Here is a 16894-nt window from a genome sequence, read left to right as displayed (position 1 = left end):
CTGCTACCTGTTTCTTTGCCTGTCCCCGCGGGGACGCTAATTCTTGTTTTTTTCAGATTTACGCGGATTTGGAGAAAAAGGCAAAAGAGAATATCCTGACGGGAGTTTTTTTCCACGCAACTCCCAGGGTCTTATCTGTAAGGGACAGAACGGGGGTGCTGTGATTCTCTGCAGGGCCCGCCTCTGCCAGGGGCGTGCACAAAATATAGGGGGACAGATCGTGGACCTCCTCAGCCCATTGGGGGACAGAAGCGCCTCATTAGGGGACACCCTGAATGTCACCCAATACCTTTAAACCAGATTTATTCTTTTGAATTCACAGATCAGAACCGGCATATTTCAGCGAAGACTTGACAGAATCGGCGTTTAGGACGCAAATCAGGTAAGAGCGATGAAAAGCGGCGGGGCATCGCCGCCATCGTCTGAAGAAACCGGAAAACCGGTTCGCATCTGAGGCAGCACAGGATCCTGAGGATCCGTGCATCATATCATCAAGGGCAGAGAATGTTTTCCACCAAACCTGTGGGTCGTGGAGCCTCTGCACGCAAATACGATCTGCTGACCGCTCTGGGCGCTTTTGCTCTGGCGCAGGGGAAGCACGATCAGCGCCGCGTGCTGAGGCTGATGACCCTGATCACCGCAAGATATAACTGGTCGCGCGATGAACTTGCAGTGGGCCAGCGCGAAATTGCGCGGTTGTGGTCCGTGGATGAACGCACCGTCAAACGCGAGATGGCGCTCCTGCGCGCACGCGCCTGGCTCACGGTAAAGCGGCAGGGTGCCCGGGGGCGGGTCACCGAATACCGGCTGGGCATCGACCGGATCCTCGGGGACACAAGCGCGCAATGGCCCTGTGTAGGGCCTGATTTCGAGCTGCGCATGGCGGGCGATGATGTGGAGAAGGTTGTGCCGCTGCCGGTGCGCGGCACGGTGCAGGCACCTGATCTGACCACAGGCACCGAATGGGCGCTGGCGCAGGCCGTGCTGCATGCCGAGGACACCGGGACCTACGCATCCTGGCTGGCAGCGCTCCAGCGTGTGGAGAGGGCAGGGGGGCGGCTCACCCTGCGCGCGCCCTCGCGGTTCCACGCAGCCTATGTGCAGACGCATCTGGCGGGCCGTGTGCTTGCCGCGTGCCGCGAGGTGGATGCGGATGTGTCCGAGGTGCGGATTGTAACCTGACAGACGGTCCCCGGGGTGAAAGCTTGTACAGTGGGAGCACCAGGCGGGGGGCGAGCGCGCACTGACCCGTGCTGAAAATCTGTGCGCAAAACGTGTATTTACTTCGCGCACAGGATTGCGCACTCACCTCGTACAGTGATGATCTGTTCAGACCAGGGTATGATGTTTCCTCGTCTGGTGTAACGAGGGACTGTTTTTGCGTGCGACCTGAGGCTGCATTACACAATGTGAACACGTTGCGATATTTCGCGACCGCCCTTCTGGTAGCGTTTCACGTGGTGGGCGCCAGCGAAACGGGCGGCATGCAGGTCGGATACCCGTCGGTCTGGCGGATGTTTGCCGACGGGCTGATCGATGTGCGCATGCCGCTCTTTGCCTTCATCGCAGGTGCTGTCTATGCGCTGCGCCCGCTCTTGCTCAGTGACATCTCCGGGTTCTGCACCGGCAAGTTTTACCGCATTGTCCTGCCGGGCATCGCCGCGTCGGTGATTTTTCTGGTGATCTGCAATCTGGTGCTGAAGAACGGGTTTGCCTATGGGGCCGATCCGCTGTCGGCGGTCCTGCTTTCAATGGGGCATTTCTGGTTTCTGCAGGCGATTCTGATCATCTTTCTGGTGGTGGGCGGTCTGGATGCCCTGCTCAGATACCGGGCGGCTGCGCTGCTCTTTGCGGGGGCAGTGGGTCTGACGCTGGTGCGCAGCGCGCTGCCGCTTCCGGCGCTGCAGTATCTGATGATCGACGGCGCGGTGTATCTGGCACCCTATTTCCTGCTCGGTATGCTGCTCTTCCGGCACCATGCCTGGGTCGCGGCCCGCAAACAGATCATCGTGCCGGTCGCTCTGGGCCTTTTTGGCATCGGGCTGGCAATGAACATAGCATTTTATCAGGAGACGGGTCACCTGTCGCAGATCCGTTTTGATGCTCAGAGCCTCGCGCAGGGGATCGGGATCATTCTGCTGGCGCAACTGCTCTTTCCCAGAGTTGCACTGCTTGACCGCCTTGCGGTCTTTTCCTTCACGATCTTTCTCTACCACCCATTTGGCACTGCGGCCGTCAGCCGGTCTCTGACGTATCTGGAGGTCGACGCGCTGTCGCTGCACTTTGTGCTGGGGCTTGTGGCAGGGCTCGTCGTGCCGTGCCTGATACACCTTCTGGCGGCCCGCAGCGACTGGAGCAGACGCCTGATCCTCGGCCTGCGCCCCATCGGGTCAGTGCCGCTGAATGCAACGCGTAAGACGCTCTGAGGGGCTCACAGGACAAAGAAAAACCGCCGCCCCGGGGGGGGCAGCGGTTCAGTGTCTCAGATAAGCCTGTGATCAGCTCTCAGCGGGGGCCACCGAGGCAAGATAGGCCGCGACATCTTCGCCGCCCTTTTTCAGTTTGAAGGCCATTTTGGATTTGGCTTTGGAATCGTCCAGGTATTCGCGCAGGAAGGCGCGGGGGTCTGTGACGTATTCGGTCAGCTGTGCGGCATCCCACACGAGGCCCTCTTCGCCGGCTTTGACGAGATCGTCACCATAGCGGAAGTCCTCGATGGAGCCCGCCTGGCGGCCGATGATGCCGTAAAGGTTCGGGCCCGTTTTGCCACCCTTTACGATTTCGGTGCCATCGTCCGACACGATCATGTGGCAGGCTTTGCATTTGTTGAATTCTTTCTCGCCGGCTTCCGCATCGCCTTCAGCGAAGGCGGGTGCGGCGAAGCTCAGTGCAATAAGTGCTGCAAATGTGCGTTTCATCGTTATCTCCTCAGTTGCTGCCTAACAACGTAGGAGATAACGCAGAGAGTCAACAGTCACATTGCCGCGAATTCAGGCAACTGCGTGGGAAATCGCGCATTGTTTCCAGAGCTCTTTGAGCGCCAGAACCAGATGTTCGATATCGTCGATGCTGTGCAGCGGACCGGGCGTGAAGCGCAGCCTTTCGGTGCCTTTTGGCACCGTGGGATAGTTGATCGGCTGCACATAGATCCCGTACTGCTGCATCAGATAATCGGCGATCATGCGGCACTTGACCGGGTCCTTGATCATCACCGGGATGATGTGGCTGGGGTTCTCCATATGCGGGATCCCTTCCATATCGAGCCGTTTGCGCAGATAGGCGACCCGCTCGCGCTGCAGTTTGCGTTCTGTATCGCTTTCCTTGAGGTGCCGGATCGAGGTCTGCGCGGCGGCGGCCACAGCGGGGGGCAGGGCGGTCGTAAAGATGAACCCCGACGAGAAGGACCGGATAAAGTCGCAAAGCGCCTCAGAGCCCGTGATATAGCCGCCCACGACGCCGTAAGCCTTGCCCAGGGTGCCCTCGATCAGGGTGATGCGGTCCTGCAGCCCTTCGCGCTCGGAAATGCCACCGCCGCGGGGACCATAGAGGCCCACGGCGTGCACCTCATCCAGATAGGTCATCGCACCGTGCTTTTCGGCGACCTCGACGATCTCCTGCATCGGGCAGATGTCGCCGTCCATGGAATAGACGCTCTCAAAGGCCACGATCTTGGGCGCGTTCGCGGGAAGGGCCGAAAGCTTGCGGTCGAGATCCTCGGGATCGTTGTGGCGCCAGAGCACCTTGTTGGCGCGGGAATGGCGGATGCCTTCGATCATCGAGGCGTGGTTGAGCTCATCCGAGAGGATCACACAGTCAGGGATCCGTGCGCCCAGGGTGCTCAGAGCCGCCCAGTTAGAGACATATCCGGAGGTGAAAAGCAGCGCGTCTTCTTTGGCGTGCAGATCGGCAAGCTCGGCTTCAAGCTGCTTGTGGGCGTGATTGGTGCCCGAGATGTTGCGGGTGCCACCGGCACCGGCACCATGGCGGTCAATCGCATCTTTCATCGACTGCAGCACTTCGGGGTTCTGGCCCATGCCGAGGTAATCATTCGAGCACCAGACGGTCACCTGGTCGGGACTGTCGTCGTCATGGCATTTCGCGCGCGGAAAGGCGCCCGCTTTGCGTTCCAGCTCTGCGAAGATGCGGTAGTTGCCATCCTCTTTGAGCGCATCGAGTTGTGACTGGAACAGTGCATCAAAGTCCATGATGTCCCCCTTCTGTTTTCCCTGTGGGTGTTATGTCGTTTTTTGGTGTGAAGTCGGTTTTGGGCGCCGGGATCATCCAGCGCCAGAGTTTCTCGTCGGGCACCGGCAGCACCATCATCCAGTGCTCGAAAAGCGCCAGTGCGGTGATCGCGGTCAGCAGCACAAAGCCTGCAGAAGCCCCGGGCGATGAGGTCGCCGCGATCCGTTCCAGAAAGCAGGCGACGGCAAAGGTCAGCGCGGTGACGGAGACCGGAAAGAGCCAGTTCATCGCGCGGTGGCGGAAATGGCTGGGCAGATGGGCGAGCGTCTGCGGCAGGAATTCAACGTTGATCTTGGGCACGCCGAGAAAGAGGTTCAGCTTGGCCGAGATGCGGGCGAAAAAGAGAACCGCAAAAGTCCACATGCCGAAGGGGTTCACATGATCCCAGCCCACCAGGAACATGGTGATGAGCGTGGCGACCAGCAGCATCTCGTGATAGGCCAGCGTGCCCCAGGCGCGGATGAACCGCTCCCATTCGGGCACATGGTCGGGCAGGGGGTTGCGGTTCGGCCCGGTGATGATGCCGGTGAGAAAGGCAAGCTCGATCCAGCCCCAGATCGCCAGCGCCGAGGCGAAGGCGATTGTGACGCTCAGCGCGTCATTGGTGAAGAGCGTGACCCAGAAGCCCGCGACGCCCAGCCCCAGAAACGGCAGACCGCAGAGCACCGCTCGTCTGCGGGCAGGCAGGCCGCCCTGATCTGCCGACTTCACCACCCAGAGGATCGCACCGGTGGAGAACCACCAGGCGAAAAGGGCAAAGAGGGCAGGGGTCCAGTACGTCACGCGGCATGTCTCCCCGTGGGGAGACCGGGCGCCCGGAGCCTCGTATGGCCCGGGTGCCCGTCTGTGGTGGCGCATTGAGCCGTTATGCCGGGCTCATGTCTCAATATGCAGGCTCCAGGCGGGTCACGGCCGGCACGGCATGCTTTTTCGCGGGGATGGTGATCAGCGCCACAAAGGCACTGACGGCACGGGCCTGTGCGCCGATTTTGGCAAAGAAGCGGCCTTCTTTTGTTGCAACAGCCAGATCCGCATTGGCCTTCTGCATCTTCTCAAGCTGCCGCTGCCAGCGTGGGTGCTCGATATCCAGCGTGATCGGAAAGATCTGCTCTGTGAGCTTGCTGGTTTTGGTAAAGACCTCATGGGCGTACCAGTCCGGATCCACGCCGAGGGCTTTGTGGAACGCCGGGCGCTGGTGGTCGCGCACATACATCGTGGAATAGACCGCCGTGAGGAAGAACTTGATCCAGTATACGTTAATACCACGCGTGAGCTTCGGGTCGGTTTTCATCAGCAGGGCAAAGGCTTCGCCATGGCTGAACTCATCGTTGCACCATTCCTCGAACCACTTAAAGATCGGGTGGAACCGGTGCTCAGGATGCGCCTCCAGGTGCCGGAAGATCGTGATATAGCGCGCATAGCCGATCTTTTCCGACAGGTAAGTTGCGTAGTAGATGAACTTCGGGCGGAAGTAGGTGTATTTCTTCTTCTGCGTCAGAAATCCGAGGTTCACCGCCACACCCGCTTCGCGCAGCGCGTCATTGATAAAGCCCGCGTGGCGTGCCTCGTCGCGCGCCATCAGCTGGAAAAGCTGCGTGATATCTTTGTTATTGCCGCGCCGCTTCATCTCTTTGTAGAGCACACAGCCCGAAAACTCGGCCGTGCAGGAGCTGATCAGGAAATCGATGAATTCCTTCTTCAGCTCCGGGTCCATGTTTTCCCAGTCGACCGTGTCCCAGTCGTCGTTTTTCTTAAAATGGCCTTTGTTAGGGTCTGCCACCATCTGCGCGATCAACTGGTCCCACTCCTCGCGGATAGGCGAGACGTCAATCGCATCCATCTCGTCGAAATCCGTGGTGTAAAAGCGCGGCGTCAGCAGGGTGTTCTGCATCGCCACTTCGGTGGCGGCAGTGCTGTCCACAACCATCTGCTGGCTTTCCTGCAGCTTCAGGCTCTCTTCGGCATCGGTGATGTCAGCGGTGTGTTTTGTCTGAACGTTCACAGCGTCACCTCCTCGGAGAAGGAAAACTCGCACAGCTCCATGACCTCGAAATCGCCCGTAAGACGCGTCCAGAGACGTTCGATTTTACTCGCGCGGTGGATCGTGGCCTCGCGGTCCTCGGAGACGATTTCGCCGAAGGGTGCCATGATCTCAGGTCCATGCACCTGCACTTCATCGCCGGGCCAGATGACGGCGCCGTTGTTGAAGCGCACATGCGCGTGCAGGCTTTCGAATTTGTGACTGATCTCAACCGTGCAGGGGGCACGTTCAGTGTCTTTCGTAAATAGTCCCATGGTGGCTTCCTCCTCGGGATTAAGGTTTTTCCAGCAGCCTGGCGAAGGTGCGGGTGTTGGTGGCGCCAAAGCCCATAAGCTCGGCTGACCATCCGGTGACGGGGTCGTAAAGGGACAGGCGGTTGCCCTCCCTGAGTTGTAACAGAACGGGGGCGCTCATGTCCGCACCCGATTGCGCGCGTTCGCGTGCCAGCACCCGTTCGATGCCGGCGACAAAGCCGCCCTTATCGGACGGGAAATCGGCCAGCAGCGTGCCGGAGGCGTCCAGCACCCGGGCCGCACCGGAGGCATCGCCTGAAAGGTGAATGGCGCGTTCGGTGAGGATTTTGCCGGCGGGCGGTTTGCTGTCAGGCTCGCGTCCGGCGAGCGTCGCGAGTGTCACAATGAGCAGCACAAGGCCCACGAGGCCGAACATGGTGCGCACCAGGATGAGCGGCACGAGTTCCTCGCTGCGGGCGTGAATGCGGGGGCGGGTTTGCGTGACCATCAGGCTACTCCGCCGCCACAGCAGCGCCGGCAGGCGCGCGGGAGACCTGTGGCACGGAAATGCGTGCCTGTGCGGCCTCGGCCAGAATTCCGGCGACCTTCTCAGCCTCAGGGATGCAGCGCAGCGCCGGCTGCACACGTTTCATGTGCCAGGGGCGCACATGCGGCCAGCACACCAGATAGCTCAGCTTTGTGTCTCCCATGGTTTCCAGCGCGATGGTGCCGGTGCCGTTACGGCGCAGATCCAGCATCGCATTGCCGACCTGGGTATAGGGCAGGTTCACGGTGATCGTGAGTGCCGCCCCGATGCGCATTACAACGCGTGAGGTGGTGATGGTATACATGGTGGCGCGCGCCTGAACATAAGCCACCAGTAGCAGCAGACCGCAGACCACGACCCCCAGCAGCACAAAGGGCACCGAGGCCCCGATGGCCTGGCCGAAAGGCAGCAGATCGACCACGGAGACAAAGCGCCAGAGTGTGAGCAGGGCAAAATACCCCGCGATCCACTTCAGCGACAGCGCGCCACTGGCGAGCGCCCATGTGTCGGGCCGGCCCTGCCAGAGGATCTGTTCCCCTGCGGGCGGTTTTTCCGGAAGCCCCTCAACGGGCTCGATTTCAAAATCATCATGCTGACCTGCATGTGTGTTGTTAGCCTGAGACATGGCGAATATCTCCCTGTTCCCTCGTGTCTTCAGTGTGCGGCCCCCGGAGCGGTCCGGACCCCGAAAGGCCCGGAGGCTTCACCCGGTATGACGCAGGAGGCATCATGCCTCAGAGCTTTGGCTCGGCGCGGTTGCCGGCAAAGAGCTTGCCGCCACCATAGTAGCCCGAGATCTTGTCCTCCTCGAGCAGCGTCACCTGACGCGGGCTCGCAATGGAGGGCACCGTGGCGAAGTGTTTGCCATGCAGCGCATGCACGTTCACCCGGTCCGATTTGATGTTGGCGAATGTGATCGGCAGCAGACGCGTGCCGGAACCCCATTTGCTGTCCAGTTCCAGCTCAAGATAGCGCACCAGCTGTTCCGGCTCATCGAGCCACATGTCGGTGATCTTGCCGACGATCTCGCCGTCGCCTGCCACGACGGGCAGACCGCGCGGGTCACGACCGGCTGCGACATGGAAGCCTTCGGCACCGGACATCGGCACGATCTTGGGATGGCCGTGACCATCAAGCTCGGGTGCATCGCGGCGCGGGGCCCAGGACGCAGGGCCGACACCATCAAGCATCGGATCGCCTGTCGGCTCCAGCGGATAGCCGTTGCCGGGACCTGTGCGTTTCATCGCGATGTCCTTGCGCTCGGGCGCCTGACCGCTGGGAACGGTAACCTCGCCACGGCCGTGCGGCAGCTTAAAGGTCTTGTCAGCAGGCAGCGGGAAGAGCCCGGGGTTGGATGACTTATTGCCTTCGTCATCTTCGAGCGGATAGCCCTCGCGCATGTTTTCACGCTGAATCCAGATGATCAGTGCTGCAAAGAAAATATAGAATAACCAGAGCGTAACGCTCGCAAGGTCGACTTCGCCAAAGAATGTTCCAGTCATGTTGTTTCCTCCTGAAACGGGGTCATGTTGGGAAATCGGCAAGGCCCATGGGGGCGGTGCCGGTCTCCTTCGGGGTGAGGGGACCGCTTTGGCGCACGAGGGGTCCCAGGATCACGAGCGTGGCAAACAAAAGGCCAATCTCGGTATGGTAAACGAATGAATAACCGGTGGCAGGGCTGTTGAGCGCCTCGCCAAGCTGGCCGGTTGTGGCGGCATGTCCGACCCAGTCGCGCAGCCCGCCGCCGATCGCGATGGAGAGGCCGGCGGCAGTTGCCTGAGCAGCCCCCCAGGCGCCAAGGGCCAGACCGCGGCCCGCCGTGCCGGTCGCGGGCATGGTCATCGCCGCCGTGAGCGTTGAGACCGCGAAAAGCCCGCCGCCAAAGCCGATGAAACCCGCCCCGGCGAAAAACAGGGCCGGTGAATTCATCGGAGCCGCGAAAATGACCATGGAAAAGGCCCAGATGCCGGCGAGGATGCCACCACCGGCAAGCCGGTAAGAGTTGGAGCCGCGGGCCAGCCGCGCGCCGGCCAGTGCAAAGCCCGCCAGCGCACCGATGGCCCAGAGCGCCGTCAGCAGCGTCGTGGCCGAGACCGACAGGCCGAGGATTTCGCCACCGTAAGGCTCCAGCAGCACGTCCTGCATATTGAAGGCCATGGTGCCGACAAAGACACAGGCCAGCAGGCGCCCGGCCTGGCCGCCGTTCATGAAATCAGCCCAGGCGTCGGCGAACTTCGGGCGCGGGGCCTCGCGCTCGGCGCGGCTCATGGGCCGCACATGTTCCTGTTTCCACAGGGCAATAAGGTTCAGCACGATGCCGGCAACCGCCGCACCCTGAATTACACGGATGAGTTTCAGCGAGGTAAAATCACGCAGCAGCAGGCCGACGATCACTGCCGAAAGCCCCATGCCGACAAGAAACATCACATAGAGCAGTGCCACAACGCGGGGTCGTGTCTCGTCGGTCGCACGGTCAGAGGCCAGCGCGAGGCCAGCCGTCTGCGTCATATGCAGACCCAGACCGGTCATCAGAAAGGCCAGACCTGCCAGCACTTCACCGGCAAAGGGGATTTCGTGCACAACATCCCCGCCCAGCACCAGCAGCGCAAAGGGCATCACGGCAAGCCCGCCGAACTGCCACAGCGAGCCGAACCAGATGTAAGGCACGCGTTTCCAGCCAATCGCGGAACGGTGCGTGTCAGAGCGGAAGCCCAGCAGCGCGCGGAAAGGGGCGATCAGCACCGGCAGCGCAATCATCAGCGCCACAACCATCGCCGGCACCGAAAGCTCGACGATCATCACCCGGTTCAGCGTGCCAAGCAGCAGAACCGAGGCCATGCCAACCGAGACCTGGAAAAGCGACAGCCGCAGCAGCTGCGCCATCGGCAGATCCGGGCTGGCAGCATCGGCAAAGGGCATGGCCCGGAGCGACAGGTTTTGCAGGCGGCTGCTCATGCGCGCACCTCCAGGGCCTGGCTGATGTAAAAGCCGGACGTGATCCGGTCCACGGGGCGCAATGTGCGGCGCAACCCCTGTGCCTTCGCGGCGCGGGCCAGCGGCTCATGCGCATGCGGCACCATCACCGGGCTGCGATCGCTGCGCGGAAAGAGCCTGCCGGCATACCACATGGTCATCAGCAACCGTGTGCGCGGCGCCACGGTAAAGACAATCGCGCTGGCTGTACGCTTTTCCAGACCGGTCAGGGCGGTGCCGATATCCGCCGCGGTGTAATAGATCAGACTGTCCATCGCGATCACGTAATCGAACTGCCCCAGCGCCGGGCTCAGCATGTCGCCGGCGGTAAAGGTGACCTTGCGGCGATACTCAGGCGGCAGACGTATCTCAGCAATATCAACGAGTTGCGGAGAAATATCGACAGCCACCACCTCAGCGCCACGCGCGGCCAGCTCCGCCGTCATCTGCCCCGCACCGCAGCCGGCATCCAGCACCCGTGCGCCGCGCAGGTCGTCAGGCAGCCGGCTCAGCATCAGCGCGCGCATGGCGTCGCGACCTTCGCGTACGGTCTGACGGATCTTTGAGACAGGCGCATCCGAGGTCAGCCGCGCCCAGGTCCCGGTCGCGGTCTGATCGAAATACTCCTCTACCCGTCCGAGCGTGGCACCATAGCCCGCGTCCGGCCCTTTGCCGGTCGCCGGTGGCGCCATCGTCTCAGGAAAGGTCACCTCGTCACGCATCAGTCAAATCCAAGCAGCTCAAAAATCTCACGGTCGGGCAGCGGGGCAGGGGCCAGCGGCTCTGTCCCGTTCCACAGCGTTTCCGCCAGACGGATGTATTCTTTGCGCACCTGCACGACCTCTTCGTCATCGGGCATCTCAAAGAGCGTTTTCTTCTTCAGACGCGACCGGCGGATCGCATCCAGATCGGGCATATGCGCAATCCGGTTAAAGCCCACCGTGCGGCAATACCGGTCAACTTCGTCGGTATCCTTCGAGCGGTTGGCGACACAGCCAGCCAGCCGCACTTTGTAATTGGCCGATTTGGCCTGCACGGCGGCAATGATCCGGTTCATCGCATAGATGCTGTCGAAATCATTGGCCGTCACGATCAGCGCCCGGTCCGCATGCTGCAAAGGGGCGGCAAACCCGCCGCAGACCACATCACCCAGGACGTCGAAAATCACCACATCAGTGTCATCGAGCAGATGGTGCTGTTTCAGCAGCTTCACCGTCTGGCCGACCACATAGCCGCCACATCCGGTTCCGGCAGGCGGCCCGCCGGCCTCCACACATTTCACGCCGTTGAACCCGTCAAAAACGAAATCCTCAGCGCGCAGCTCTTCAGGATGGAAATCCACCTCTTTCAGAATATCGATGACCGTTGGCACCAGCGTACCGGTCAGCGTAAAAGTGCTGTCATGCTTGGGGTCACATCCGATCTGCAGAACCCGCTTACCCAGCATCGAAAATGCCGCCGACAGGTTGCTGGAGGTCGTGGATTTGCCGATCCCGCCCTTGCCATAAACCGAAAAGACCTTCGCCCCTTCGATTTTCGCGCTCTCGTCCTGATGCACCTGCACCGATCCCTCGCCGTCTGCGCCGCGCAATGCGGGAGGTGTTCTGTCCAACGGGCTCATGGTTCGTTCCTTTCAAAGGGGCGCACACCCCGGCTTCTCTGGCTTTCAAATATCCCGGGGTCCGGGGCAGCGCCCCGGTCCGTCGGGCAGATCTGATACATCGGGGTCATTGTGCTGCCACCCCTTCCATCCGGTCTTCCAGCGCATCCGCTGCATCCTGCAGCGCCGCCAGTGTCGCCTCATCGGGCGACCAGTAGTTTCTGTCATGGGCTTCAAGCAGACGGTTCGCCATCCGGCTCGACGCGGTGGGGTTCAGATCCGCCAGCCTCTGCCGCATCGCCTCATCAAGCACAAAGGTCTCAGAGATCCGCTGATAGACCCAGGGGTCCACCTGACCGGTCGTGGCCGACCAGCCGAGCGTATTGGTCACCGTCGCTTCGATCTGGCGTACGCCTTCCGCGCCGTGCTTCAGCAGACCCTCGAAAAACTTCGGGTTCAGAGAACGCGCGCGGGTCTCAAGAGCCACCTGGTCTTTCAGCGTGCGCACCTTACCCGCACCGCGGGTCTGATCGCCGATATAAACGGCGGCGTCCGATCCCTTCGCGCGTTTCACCGCCCGGGCGATACCACCCAGCGTGTCAAAATAATGATCAACCGTCGTTACCCCGAGCTCTACGGATTCGAGGTTCTGATAGGCCACATCGACCTCAGCAAGCTGCGCCTGCAGGAGGGCTGCATTTGCCGCCGCCTTCCCATCGGTCCCGTAAGCAAAGCTTTTGCGTGCCTCATAGGCATCGGCAAGCTCATCCTCATCCCCAAAGGCCGAGCTGTCCACAAGCTGGTTCACATTGGAGCCATACGCGCCTTCGGCATTCGAAAAGACCCGAAGTGCCGCTTCTTCCAGCGCGCAGCCGGTTTTCTCCATATAGGCCAGCGCATGGGCGCGGATGAAGTTCTGCTCCACCGGCTCGTCAGCGCCAGCGCACTTCAACGCCGCTTCGGCCAGCATCCTGGTCTGCAGCGGCAGCAGATCGCGGAAAATACCTGAAAGCGTCATAATAACATCGACGCGCGGCCGGCCCAGTTCCGCCAGCGGCACCAGATCGGCACCGGCCAGACGGCCAAAACTGTCAAAGCGCGGAGTGCAGCCCATCAGCGCCAGGGCCTGGGCAATCGGACCACCGTCGGATTTGATATTATCGCTGCCCCAGAGCACCAGCGCCACCGTGCGCGGCAGGCTGTCATGGGTTTCCAGCAGCAGCCTCGCCTGGGCCGCACCGTCTTTGCAGGCAAAGGCCGTGGGCATCCGGAAAGGATCAAAGGCATGGATGTTGCGCCCCGTGGGCAGCACGTCAGGCGACCGGATCAGATCGCCGCCCGGCACCGGCGCGATATACCGCCCCGACAGCGCGCGGCAGATCGCATCAAGCTCGGTTTCCTGACGCAGCAGATGATCAACCCGCGCCCGCGTCTCTGCATCGGCTTTGTCCATGATGCTGATGTATTCGGCGCGTGCTGCGTCACTCAGCGGCTGCCCGACAATGTGCAGACCGTCGGGAATGAGCGCGTCTTCGGTCTCCAGCAGTTTCAGCCAGAGTGCATCCGGGGCAATGCCGCCCATGTCTACGGCCGTGGCCTGATCCGCAATCAGTGCTTCAAGCTCGGCGCGTTCGGGCGCCTTAGGATCGGTGCTGCGCCAGCGCGTCAGGCTGTCTTTCAGGTCAATCAGCCCTTTATAGAGACCGGATGTGGCCAGCGGCGGCGTCAGATGGGTGACAGTCACTGCACCCGAACGGCGTTTGGCCAGTGTCGCCTCGGAGGGGTTGTTGGAGGCATAGAGATAAACATTCGGCATCTCGCCGATCAGCCGGTCAGGCCAGTCGCGTGCCCCTGGTCCGGCCTGTTTGCCGGGCATGAATTCCAGCGCGCCATGCATGCCGAAATGCAGCAGTACGTCCGCTTTCAGCGTATTGCGCAGCCACAGATAGAAGGTGGCAAAGGCATGGGTGGGCGCGAAACCCTTTTCAAAGAGGAGCCGCATCGGGTCGCCTTCATAGCCGAAGGCCGGCTGCACCCCGACAAAGACGTTGCCGAAATGCGCACCCAGCACAAAAACGCCGCGCCCGTCGGACTGCACACGACCCGGGGCGGGGCCCCAGACGTCTTCGATCTCACCCAGATGGGCAGAGGTGCGTACGATGTCATCAGCGCTGACATGATCCGCGACATTGGCCTCCTGGCCGTATTGCGCGGCATTGCCCTTGAGCACCGCGGCACGCAGCGCATCGACACCTGCCGGTACTTCAACGTCATAACCGTCTGCTTTCAGACGGTGCAACGTATTGTAAAGGCTCTCAAATACGCTGAGGTAGGCGGCTGTACCAACTGCGCCCGCGTTGGGCGGAAAGCCGAAAAGTACAACGCCAACCTTCTTACCGGCGTTTTTGCGGCGCCGCAGGTGCGCAAGCCGGATGGTCTTTTCCACCAGGCTGTCCACCCGCTCGGGGCAGGGCGCCATGGCCTTGGCGTCAGATCGGGAGATGCACATATGCGCGCACCCGTCACAGCCATCCTGTCCGTGCCGGCCGGCAAAAACGGTTGGGTTTGTGGCACCGTCAAGCTCCGGCAGCGCGACCAGCATTGTGGTCTCGATGGGTCCGAGACCCTGGCCGCTGCCCGCCCATTGCGCCAGCGTCTGAAACTCCAGCGGATGCGCCGCGACATAAGGGATATCGAGGCTCTTCAGCACCTCAATTGCCGAGGCATTGTCATTATACGCAGGGCCGCCCACCAGCGAAAAACCGGTCAGCGAGACCATGGCGTCAATCTTTGCGCCCTTTTCATCGCGGAACCAGGCATCAATTGCCGGACGTCCGTCGAGGCCACCGGCAAAGGCCGGCAGCACCCGTATGCCGCGCGCTTCAAATGCCCGGATCACAGCATCATAATGCGCCGTATCGGATGACAGCACATAAGAGCGCATCATCAGCAGGCCGACGGTGGCGGTATATCCTTTGGGAACGGGAAGGTCGTCGATGTCGGTCGTGATCCGCCCGGCGAGATCAGGGTGATAAAGCCCCGCATCAGGGTATTCGATCGGGGCAGGGGCCTCATGGGCCGCCGGCCAGCCGGTGTCGCGCGCATAGCGGTTGACGAGGAAACGGACCATCGCCTCGACATTGTCGTCCGAGCCACCGAGCCAGTACTGCATGCACAAAAACCATGCGCGCAGATCCTGGCTTTTGCCCGGGATAAATCGCAGGATTTTCGGCAACCTTCGCAGCAGCGCCATCTTGTCGGCACCCGAAGAGCTGGAGGGTTTCGAGGACCCGCGCAGCTTTTTCATCAGTTTCATGGTGCCCGACTGCGGCGCCATCATATCGAGCGAGCCCATGCGGGTCAGTTTTACAATCGACGCATCGGCAATCACGCCGATCATCGCGTCACACCCGTCGCGGCGCGCCTGCAGTGCGGGCAGGATCCGGGCGATGTGTTCTTCCAGGAAGAGCAGATTGGCGACGATGATGTCACCGCTTGCAACAGCCTCGCGGGCAGCCTCAAAAGCACCGGGCGTTTCGCCCCATTCAGCGGCCGCATGGACAGAAACCGAGAGACCCGGATAATCCGCGCCGAGCTTGTCCATCGCGCGCATCGCCGGACCCGCCGCATGGCTGTCCAGCGTCAGGATCACGACGCGGTATCCGGGCAGACGCCCTGTTATGCCACGGTCATCGCGCATAATGGGCCTTTGCCTCGTAGAGCGTATCGACGCTGATTTCGGAGACGCCGCGTTCACTGGCGAAGGTTTCGGTGTTGCGCCGCGCCTTGCCGCGCACGAAAAACGGGATCTTTTTCAGTTCGCGTTCGGCATCGTCGAGCCAGATGACATTACCGTCCCCGGCTGTTTTCGCCGCTGCGGCGGCGGGCGTGGGCGCGACAGGGGCCGGGGCGGCCTCGTTGGCCGCTTTCGGCGCGTGGCCGCCGTGATGCGACGGACCGGCCGCATCGTGAAATTCAAAATCGTCGCGGAACATGTGCAGAAGGTGTTCTTCCAGCCCCATGACTAGCGGATGCACCCAGGTATCAAAGAGTACATTGGCGCCCTCGATGCCCATCTGCGGGGAATAGCGGGCCGGGAAATCCTGTACGTGCACCGGGGCGGAGATCACGGCACAGGGAATGCCGAGGCGTTTGCCGATGTGCCGCTCCATCTGGGTGCCGAGGATCATTTCGGGCTGCAGTGCTTCAATGCTGCGTTCGACCTCAAGATAATCGTCGGTGATCAGGGCCTCGACACCGTATTCTTTCGCGAGGCTGCGGATGGGCCGCGCCATTTCGCGGTTGTAACAGCCAAGGCCGACGACCTCGAAACCCATCTCATCGCGCGCGACACGGGCGGCGGCTGCAACGTGGCTGCCATCCCCGAAGATGAACACGCGCTTGCCGGTCAGATAGGTGCTGTCGACGCTCCTGGAATACCAGGGCAGGCGCAGCCGGCTTTCGTCGAGATATGGGGCAAGACCAGTGATTTCTGCCACTTCCTGTACGAAATCGCGGGTGGCGCCGACGCCGATGGGCACGGTTTTTGTGAAGGGCTGGCCGAGTTCGCGCTCCATCCAGCGTGCCGCGCTTTCGGCGGTCTCGGGATACATCAGCACGTTGAAGTGTGCAGCCCCCATCCGGGCGATGTCCGACGGGGATGACGTCATTGGCGCCACCACATTGACGCTGATGCCCATGTCCGACAGCAGGGCTGTCATCTCGGTGATGTCATCGCGATGCCGGAATCCGAGCGCGGTAGGGCCGATCAGATTGCAGGTGATCTGTGCCGTGCGCTCTATCGGTTTTGCCAGGGTGCGCACGATCTGAAAGAAGGTCTCATCAGCGCCGAAATTTTCTTTACGCTGATAACTTGGCAGTTCGAGCGGAATGACCGGGACGGGCAGGCCCATGGTCTCGGACATGCCGCCCGGGTCGTCCTGGATAAGCTCGGCAGTGCAGGAGGCGCCGACGATCAGCGCTTCGGGCTGGTAGCGGGCATAGGCGTCTTCGAGCGACTTTTTGAACAGATTGGCCGTGTCAGAGCCGAGATCGCGGGCCTGGAAGGTGGTGTAGGTAACGGGCGGACGGTGGTCGCGCCGTTCGATCATCGTAAAGAGCAGATCGGCATAGGTGTCGCCCTGGGGCGCGTGCAGTACATAGTGCAGCCCGGTCATGCCGGTGGCGACGCGCATGGCGCCGACGTGGGGCGGGCCCTCATATGTCCAGACGGTCAGCTTCATGAGGAGATGTCC

The 16894-nt window shown here is 61.5% G+C and carries 15 protein-coding genes; 2 read left to right on the top strand and 13 right to left on the bottom strand.

All coding sequences use genetic code 11. The features are described 5' to 3' along the window. Window positions 1-504: 504 nt before the first annotated feature. Window positions 505-1182: a hypothetical protein gene (locus G3256_RS19130; RefSeq protein WP_169642597.1), complete on the top strand. Its 678-nt coding sequence runs from the start codon at window positions 505-507 to the stop codon at window positions 1180-1182. 68 nt (window positions 1183-1250) lie between these two features. Next, entirely contained in the window at window positions 1251-2426 is a 1176-nt protein-coding gene (locus G3256_RS19125) for an acyltransferase family protein (protein WP_343044397.1), read from the top strand. Between the two features lie 72 nt (window positions 2427-2498). On the opposite strand, the gene G3256_RS19120 is transcribed toward G3256_RS19125, so the two are convergent. From G3256_RS19120 to bchB, 13 genes are all read right to left on the bottom strand, one after another. Continuing rightward, window positions 2499-2918 carry a c-type cytochrome gene (locus G3256_RS19120; RefSeq protein ID WP_169642595.1) on the bottom strand — a complete coding sequence of 140 codons (420 nt, stop codon included), beginning with the start codon at window positions 2916-2918 and terminating at the stop codon, window positions 2499-2501. Window positions 2919-2990: 72 nt separating this feature from the next. Beyond that, entirely contained in the window at window positions 2991-4205 is a 1215-nt protein-coding gene (hemA, locus tag G3256_RS19115; protein ID WP_169642594.1) for a 5-aminolevulinate synthase, read from the bottom strand. After that, window positions 4195-5028 carry a putative photosynthetic complex assembly protein PuhE gene (gene puhE, locus G3256_RS19110; protein WP_169642593.1) on the bottom strand — a complete coding sequence of 278 codons (834 nt, stop codon included), beginning with the start codon at window positions 5026-5028 and terminating at the stop codon, window positions 4195-4197. Before puhE ends, hemA begins: the two co-directional genes overlap by 11 nt. Before the next feature lie 100 nt (window positions 5029-5128). Beyond that, on the bottom strand, window positions 5129-6247 hold the full coding sequence (gene acsF / locus G3256_RS19105; RefSeq protein ID WP_169642592.1) for a magnesium-protoporphyrin IX monomethyl ester (oxidative) cyclase: 1119 nt from the start codon (window positions 6245-6247) through the stop codon (window positions 5129-5131). After that, a complete protein-coding gene (locus G3256_RS19100) occupies window positions 6244-6540 on the bottom strand; it encodes a hypothetical protein (protein ID WP_169642591.1) in 297 nt (98 codons plus the stop codon). The genes acsF and G3256_RS19100 overlap by 4 nt, the downstream gene beginning before the upstream one ends. Window positions 6541-6559: 19 nt before the next feature. Continuing rightward, window positions 6560-7027 carry a photosynthetic complex assembly protein PuhC gene (gene puhC, locus G3256_RS19095; protein ID WP_169642590.1) on the bottom strand — a complete coding sequence of 156 codons (468 nt, stop codon included), beginning with the start codon at window positions 7025-7027 and terminating at the stop codon, window positions 6560-6562. A 4-nt stretch (window positions 7028-7031) separates the two neighbouring features. Beyond that, entirely contained in the window at window positions 7032-7691 is a 660-nt protein-coding gene (gene puhB / locus G3256_RS19090) for a photosynthetic complex putative assembly protein PuhB (protein ID WP_169642589.1), read from the bottom strand. Between the two features lie 109 nt (window positions 7692-7800). After that, window positions 7801-8568 (bottom strand): photosynthetic reaction center subunit H, encoded by a 768-nt coding sequence (puhA, locus tag G3256_RS19085; RefSeq protein WP_169642588.1) that lies wholly within the window; start codon window positions 8566-8568, stop codon window positions 7801-7803. Window positions 8569-8590: 22 nt separating this feature from the next. Beyond that, the gene (locus G3256_RS19080) at window positions 8591-10021 is read right to left on the bottom strand and encodes an MFS transporter (RefSeq protein ID WP_169642587.1); all 1431 of its coding nucleotides are present in this window, start codon (window positions 10019-10021) and stop codon (window positions 8591-8593) included. Further along, window positions 10018-10731, bottom strand: coding sequence for a magnesium protoporphyrin IX methyltransferase (bchM, locus tag G3256_RS19075; protein WP_169642603.1), 714 nt, complete (start codon window positions 10729-10731; stop codon window positions 10018-10020). The genes G3256_RS19080 and bchM overlap by 4 nt, the downstream gene beginning before the upstream one ends. A 29-nt stretch (window positions 10732-10760) precedes the next feature. After that, complete coding sequence (bchL, locus tag G3256_RS19070) at window positions 10761-11660, bottom strand: ferredoxin:protochlorophyllide reductase (ATP-dependent) iron-sulfur ATP-binding protein (RefSeq protein WP_169642586.1); 900 nt, start codon at window positions 11658-11660, stop codon at window positions 10761-10763. A gap of 106 nt (window positions 11661-11766) precedes the next feature. After that, window positions 11767-15339: a magnesium chelatase subunit H gene (locus G3256_RS19065; RefSeq protein WP_169642585.1), complete on the bottom strand. Its 3573-nt coding sequence runs from the start codon at window positions 15337-15339 to the stop codon at window positions 11767-11769. Then, entirely contained in the window at window positions 15329-16882 is a 1554-nt protein-coding gene (bchB, locus tag G3256_RS19060) for a ferredoxin:protochlorophyllide reductase (ATP-dependent) subunit B (protein ID WP_169642584.1), read from the bottom strand. Before bchB ends, G3256_RS19065 begins: the two co-directional genes overlap by 11 nt. Window positions 16883-16894: the final 12 nt, after the last annotated feature.

Source organism: Roseobacter ponti, assembly GCF_012932215.1.
Lineage (GTDB): Bacteria > Pseudomonadota > Alphaproteobacteria > Rhodobacterales > Rhodobacteraceae > Roseobacter > Roseobacter ponti.
Note: the sequence above shows the minus strand (reverse complement) of the source record. Positions and strands in the feature narration are given on the sequence as shown.